This is a genomic window from Streptomyces sp. SM11 (assembly GCF_002910905.1).
GTDB lineage: Bacteria > Actinomycetota > Actinomycetes > Streptomycetales > Streptomycetaceae > Streptomyces.
Genome location: NZ_NEUE01000191.1, coordinates 23,696 through 30,016, shown reverse-complemented (window position 1 = coordinate 30,016; position 6,321 = coordinate 23,696). Strand labels below are relative to the sequence as shown.

8 protein-coding genes are annotated in these 6,321 nt (G+C 68.5%); 2 read left to right on the top strand and 6 right to left on the bottom strand.

Going from position 1 to position 6,321, the window contains the following annotated elements:
* Positions 1–669 (top strand): ISAs1 family transposase (locus tag B9S58_RS17465; RefSeq protein ID WP_107494948.1); only part of this gene is annotated, 669 nt, incomplete at its 5' end.
* Positions 670–693: 24 nt separating this feature from the next.
* Positions 694–1,047, top strand: a complete 354-nt coding sequence (locus B9S58_RS17460) for a hypothetical protein (RefSeq protein ID WP_103533029.1) — start codon at positions 694–696, stop codon at positions 1,045–1,047.
* A gap of 403 nt (positions 1,048–1,450) precedes the next feature.
* Here the strand turns inward: B9S58_RS17460 and B9S58_RS17455 are convergent, their stop codons facing one another.
* The 6 genes from B9S58_RS17455 to B9S58_RS17430 form a co-directional block, all read right to left on the bottom strand.
* Entirely contained in the window at positions 1,451–2,098 is a 648-nt protein-coding gene (locus tag B9S58_RS17455) for an OmpA family protein (RefSeq protein ID WP_103533027.1), read from the bottom strand.
* Positions 2,099–2,106: 8 nt separating this feature from the next.
* A complete protein-coding gene (locus B9S58_RS17450; RefSeq protein WP_103533026.1) occupies positions 2,107–2,724 on the bottom strand; it encodes a hypothetical protein in 618 nt (205 codons plus the stop codon).
* Between the two features lie 34 nt (positions 2,725–2,758).
* Positions 2,759–3,373, bottom strand: coding sequence for a pilus assembly protein TadG-related protein (locus B9S58_RS17445; protein ID WP_103533024.1), 615 nt, complete (start codon positions 3,371–3,373; stop codon positions 2,759–2,761).
* Positions 3,373–3,603: a hypothetical protein gene (locus B9S58_RS17440; RefSeq protein WP_103533022.1), complete on the bottom strand. Its 231-nt coding sequence runs from the start codon at positions 3,601–3,603 to the stop codon at positions 3,373–3,375. The genes B9S58_RS17445 and B9S58_RS17440 overlap by 1 nt, the downstream gene beginning before the upstream one ends.
* Positions 3,604–3,807: 204 nt before the next feature.
* Positions 3,808–4,824 carry a response regulator transcription factor gene (locus B9S58_RS17435; protein WP_103533021.1) on the bottom strand — a complete coding sequence of 339 codons (1,017 nt, stop codon included), beginning with the start codon at positions 4,822–4,824 and terminating at the stop codon, positions 3,808–3,810.
* Between the two features lie 25 nt (positions 4,825–4,849).
* Positions 4,850–6,289: a sensor histidine kinase gene (locus B9S58_RS17430; protein ID WP_103533019.1), complete on the bottom strand. Its 1,440-nt coding sequence runs from the start codon at positions 6,287–6,289 to the stop codon at positions 4,850–4,852.
* Positions 6,290–6,321 lie beyond the last annotated feature (32 nt).

Sequence of the window (6,321 nt, the reverse complement as noted above, 5' to 3'; positions counted from 1 at the left end):
CGGCAGATCGCCGCCAAGAGCAACGAGATCCCCGCCTTCGCCCTGCTGCTGGAAGGGCTCGACCTGCGCAGATACGTCATCACCGCCGATGCGATGCACACCCGGACCGGCCACGCCGAACACGTCATCACGCGGGGCGGGCACTACATCCTGGTCGTCAAGGGCAACCAGAAGAACCTCCGCCGACAGCTGCGGCGCCTGCCCTGGCGCGAGGTCCCGCTCCAGCACCGCACCCGCGAACAGGGCCACGGCCGACGCGAGATCCGGCGCCTCAAGGTCTGCACCGTCCAGCCCGGACTCCCTTTCCCGCACGCCGTGCAGGCCATCAAGGTCAAGCGCCGCCGAACCAACCGCACCACCGGCAAGACGACCATCACGACGATCTACGCGGTCACCAGCCTCGCTCCCGAACAAGCCGCCGCGGACCGAATCGCCGAACTCATCCGCGGACACTGGCAGGTCGAAGCCCTGCACCATGTGAGAGACGTGACCTTCGCCGAGGACGCTTCCCACGTCCGCACCGGCACCGCACCCCGCGCGATGGCCACCCTCCGCAATCTCGCCATCGGCCTCATCCGCCAGGCCGGCTGGACGAACACCGCCGCCGCCACCGACCACTACCGGTCCCGAACCGACCACACCCTCCAGCTACTCGATCTTGAAAGCTGAGAACGCATCAGCCCTGGGGTGCCGATGGGTATCACCACGAACGTGCCGCCGAGCTGGGGCACGACCGATGCCGAACGGGCGGAGGCGACGAAGAAGTACATCTCGGCGAGTTGGTCGGAGACGGAGCCGTTCGTCTGGGAGTACTTCGGCGACCGGATCTTCACCCCTCGCGGCACCGAGGAGTACAAACCGGCACCGGCCCTGTTCCAGCGAGGCATCGAGCACTCGGGCAGCTGCCGGGCGGTATTCGAGGGCGAGAACCCTGACGAGGTCACCGCGGCCACTGCGGCAGGGATGCGCGGCTACCAGATTGGCCAGCGCAACCAACCGGCCTACCTGCCGCTGCACCGGGTACTGCTGCCTTTCCTCGACCAATAGCCATCCAGCCCGCACTTCCACCCGCCCTGTCGTCGTCCCGGGCTCGGGACGACGACAGGGCGGGTGCCGTTCGTAGATGTCTCGCCGCAGGTCACGGCATTTCGCGCAACGTCGAGCCTCCGGTAGATCCCGGTTACGTAGCGCTACTTGACGTGCTTCTCAGCTTCGGGAAGCCGCTGGGCGACTCAAAGTCGAGAAAATCTTGCAGGTGTGCAGGTGTGCAGGTCACGGCGGTGTGACGATGATCGATGGGCGCGCGACGTACCCAGCGAAGCGTAGCCATCCGGTGTCCGCCCCTGCCTGCCAGCAGAAATCCACCGCAAGAAGCCTCGAAATCTATTCATCGACTTCTACGCGGTGGATCCAAGCTGAGACCTCATGGCTGCATACGTGAAGGCCGAGGTCAGGACCCCGCACCGCGCGGGAAGGAGACCTCCACGCGGCGGTTCTTCTTCCGGCCCTCTTCGTTGCTGTTGCTGGCGATCGGGTACTGCTCGCCATAGCCCCTGATCTCGTACGTGATCGTGGGGCCGAGCTCCTTCGACAGGACCCCGTGCACGGCGTCGGCCCGCTGCTTGGACAGGACGTCTCCGTGGGCCGAGGAACCGAGGTTGTCGGTGAAGCCGAACACCCGGACCTTCGTCCCGTTCTGCTTCTTGATCTCCTCGGCGATGGCGGCGATGCGGGCGTTGGCCGCCGAGCTGAGCTTCGCACTGTCCTTACCGAAGAGGACTTCGGCCTGGAGCGCGAACTTGATGTCGGCGTTGCTGTCCTCGCGGCGCTCCTCGCCGCCGAGGTCTTCGACCACCTGGACGATGTCGAGGACCCGGCCGGGAGCGAGGGTGCCGCCCTCGGGCATCTTCAGATCCGGGTCGTTCGGGTCGACGGGAACGGGCGGCTCCGACGTCGCCTCCGTGCCGGGCGGAATGCTCGGTCCGTCGTCGGCGTACGAGGGAGACGCTCCGAGCAGCGTGGTGCCAGCGAGCAGCACGACGACCGCGACGGCTTGCCCTGCGTTGCGCACCGCCCTGGGGCGTTGAGTGGTCTTCATGGCCGCACTCACCCAGAGATCTTCAGCGAGGTGGTGGCGAAGGTCGGGAGCGTGAAGTCAACCTCAGTCGTGCCCTGCGGCGGAGCGGGGAACTGCATGAAGATCGGCGCCGACTTGCCCGGAGCGAGGGATGAGATCGCCGTGGTGCAGAGGCAACGGGAGTCCGTGTCCCGGAGCACGTAGTAGCGCTTCTTTCCCGCCTTGTCCACCAGCGTTGCACCGGCGACGGAGTTGGGGTTCTTGTTCACAATATTCACCTCGGACCCCGACCACGCCGTGGCAATCCGCGCCCGGTCCCCCTCATTGGTGACCTCACCCTGAACGGTGAGGAATCCACCCGAGTCGCGCTTGGCCTCGTTGATCACCAGGACAAGCCCGCCCTGTCCCCGCGCCTCCGCGAGCTTCACATCCGGATCCACGTTCTCGCCCGCAGCCGTGTCTTGCTGCTGCGGCTCGCCCTTGTCCTCCGCGGAGGGACTGGCCGGGGCGGACGGAACCCTGGAACCTTCGTTGCCGGGCTCGTCACCTCCGTCGTCGCCACAGCCGGCGAGCGCAAGGGCCAAGGCGGCCGTCACTGTGACAGCCGTCATTGCCCTTCTGGTCGTCGTGGTCCGCCGCATTCTCATGGTCCGATTCCTCTACTCGTCGTTCGCTTCGCTGTCACTGGTCGACCAACCGCACGTCAAAGAGAGTTCTACTCACGGTCTCCCACAGGCCAGGGCTGATCTCGGCCGTCGCGATCTTGACGATCTCGCCTTTCCGGCACGTGAAGATGAAGAGGTCCTGGACTCCATCGCTGTCGCGGTCCACAGCCTTCGGATTGGGGCAGTTGAACTCGATGAGAGCGGTAGCCTTGGCCTTGGCCTTCTTGTTCTGTGAACCGGGGATCACCGGTGAGTCCACCGGCTTGCGTCCCTCGACCTCGACCGTGATCGTGTCACGCAGGTACCCAGGGGTCGGATAGCAGAGCTTCCTGTCCGCGTCGTTGGCGTCGGCAAGTCGCTGTGCCTCAGCGCAGTGTGGAGCGAAAGGCTCGTCGAGGAAGTCGTCCAGCATATTGTCGGGCAGCGATCCGAGGAATCCGGGCCCAAAATCGGCACGTGCCTTCTGAGCGGCGGCCAGTGCGGCGGCGTCCGCCGCACCCTGGGAACCGTTGCGCAACGCCGATGCCTTACCGACAGCGAAGAAGGCCAACGCAAGGAAGAGCAGGCCCGCCACCATCATGATGTAGATGGGGAAGGCCTGCCCAGCGTCGCCTCGTAGACCTGTACGCATCAGCCAGAGGTGATGGCGGTCACCAGTCCACCGATGCGGTCCGAGATGTTCCCGCCGATCCCAGCAGCCGCGATCGCACCGATGATCGCCACAACCACCAGGACGATGCCCAGGTACTCGAACGCCGTCTGCCCCCGGTCCTTCGCCGCGTAGCGCTTCTGCATGCTGCTGACGGCGGTGTTGGCCCAGCCGTTGACGCGGACGGCGGCCTTCAGGGTGATGTTCGACATGGTGTTCCCCTCCTGGTTCGGCCGGCCGGTTGGCGGCCGACTCGCACGATCCTGCGGTGTCGTCCTCGGTACCGGATTCCTCCCGCCCGGTGCCGTTGGCGACATGAGAAACATAGAGGGGAATTATCGCTCGCCCAGAGGGCCCGTGGGCCCACTTCCGGGCCCAAAGAGTCGTCTGGGCCCTCTCGTTGCGAGATCGCTCGGTCATGGCTTCCGCCCGGGGTTCCGGGGCGCGGTGCCGAGCCAGTGGGCAATGGCCTCGCTGCGGGTGGCGCTGTGGAGCTTCGCGAAGATGCGGTTGATGTGGTTCTTGACCGTCTTCTCACTGATGAAGCAGGTGGCGGCGATCTGCTGATTGCTCATTCCGGACGCAATCAGGTCCATGACCTCAACCTCCCTCGAACTCAGCCTGTACTGCTGCCTGTTGGGGGTGGGCGCCGACCCCCCGGACACAGAAGACTGTCCCACAGGAGGTTGCAGTTGCGAAAGACTTTCCGAACTTTCGAAGGGGCCCGGCGGTGCGTGCCCGGGTACGGGCAGTGTCGTCGGAGCTGCCCCCAGCCCTTCGGGCAGGGGGCCCTTCTGCGGGGCCGTCCCCCGGCGCATTTGGGCCAGCAGGGCGGCGGCCGCCGTGGCCGTGAAGTTGGCGCGGCCGTCCTTCGTGTCCCTTACCGCCTGGACCAGTTGGTCCGCTGTGAACTCGCCGTGCACCAGGTAGCCGCCCGCGCCCAGGCTCAGCGCCTCGTGGACGATCTCGTTCTCCCGGCTGTACGTCAGCATCAGCACGGGCGCGATGCCCACCAGGTGCGGCAGCGCCGAGAGGCCGTCCACTCCGGGCATCCGTACATCGAGCAGGACCACGTCGGGGTGGTGCTGGTGCGTCTTCTCGTACGCCTCGCGGCCGTCCGCCGCCTCCGCGACGACCTGGATGTCGGCGCGGCCCGAGAGCAGGACGCCCAGGCCCGCCCGGACCACCGGGTTGTCGTCCGCGACCACCACCCGGAGCCGGGGTGGGGCGGGGGACGTCGGTGCCGATGGGAAGGGGGACGCGGTGGGGTCTCCGGGCTCCGGGGAGGGCGTCGGTATCGTCGGGGACTGGATCGCAGGGTGCTGGTGGCCGGGGGCCGGGGTGAGCGGGATGTGCGACGACGTGTGCTGGGGGGCGGGGTGGTGGGCCGCCGTCCCGTAGCGGTGCGGCGCGGGGGAGGCATCGTCCGGCATGCTGCGACCTCCTCTCAGGGTCGGGTCATGGGTGGGGGGTCGTTACGTTCGCCGGTGCGGGCGAGGGCGGTGGCGCGACCGGCAGCAAGGGGGCGGGCGGAGACGCCGGCCGGGTGTTCTCCTCCGCCACCGTGCTCGTCAGCGCCGGCCGGATGTTCGCCTCCGCCACCGTGCTCGTCAGCGCCGCCAGGGGAAGCTCGACCCGCACCTCCGTGCCCTTCTCCGCCTCGCCCCGGCCGATCCGGATGCGGGCGCCCATGGACGCGGCCCGCTCCACCATGCCGACGAGGCCGAAGTGGCCGGCCCGGCGGAGGGTGTCGAGCGTTGTTCCTTCGGGCAGGCCGCGCCCGTCGTCGTACACGCTGAGGCGGAGCATGTCGCCCTTCACGCCCGCGAGGACGATCAGGTACGAGGGGCGCGCGTGGCGGTGGGCGTTCTCCAGGGCCTCGGAGGCGACGGTGAGGAGCTGCCGGGCCACCGCCTGCGGCACCGGCGGGACCGGGGTCTCCTCGGCGAGGCGGCGGAACGTGGCCGTGACCGGATGGCGGGCGGTGAAGTCCTGTGTCTGCGCCGCCAGTTCCGCGACCAGGTCGACGCCGTCCTCCAGGCCCTGTTCCCGGCGCAGGTCGGTAAGCAGTTCCCGGGACTCGGCGGCGGCCCGGCGGGCGGCGCGGGCGACCAGTTCCGCCTGGAGTTTCACGGTGGGCGGGTCCATCCGGTGCGCCGAGCAGGCCAGACCGTCGGCGGCCAGCGCCAGGCCGTGCAGCGTCTTGGCGACCGAGTCGTGCATCTCCCGGGCGAGGCGAGTGCGTTCGCCGTCCACCGCCTCGTTCACCGCCAGCCGCGCCCGGGTCTCGGTGAGCGCCTGGGTCGCCGTCCCGAAGCGCAGGAGCAGATTGCGCAGGGTGACCCCGACCGCCCCGGCGATCACGCAGAAGCCGGGCAGGAGGAGTGCCGTCCCCCTGCCGCCCTCCAGCTTCGGGACGCTCGCGTACACGCCGAAGACGATGACCACCTGGAGCGCCGCGAAGGCCGCCGCGCCGCGCCAGCCCTGGACCAGGCCCGCCAGCAGCGGGGTGCAGACGGTGACGTATGCCAGTGTCGACTCGGGGGTCGCCGTGATCAGCAGCAGCGCACCGAAGAACACGTCGACGGCCAGGAGCCAGGGGTGGCGCAGGAGTACCGGGCCGAACCGCTCCCAGTCGCGGAACAGGAGGTACGAGCCCATGAAGGTGAACAGGATCGCCGTGCCGATGAACCAGGTGGGCAGACCGGGCGCCGTACCGCCGATGGCGTACGGAGCCGCTATCGCGATCATCGCCAGGCGGAAGCCGAACACCTGGCGGCACATCGCCTGGAGCGCGTTGACCTGGATGGCGAGGGCCGGGCGGGCCGGGGTGCCGGTGTGGGCGCGCGTCAGGCCCGTGGTCGGTCCGGGCAGCACGCCACTGAGCTGGTATGCCATGGCCTGTCACCTCCGCCTCGTGCCCCGTACGG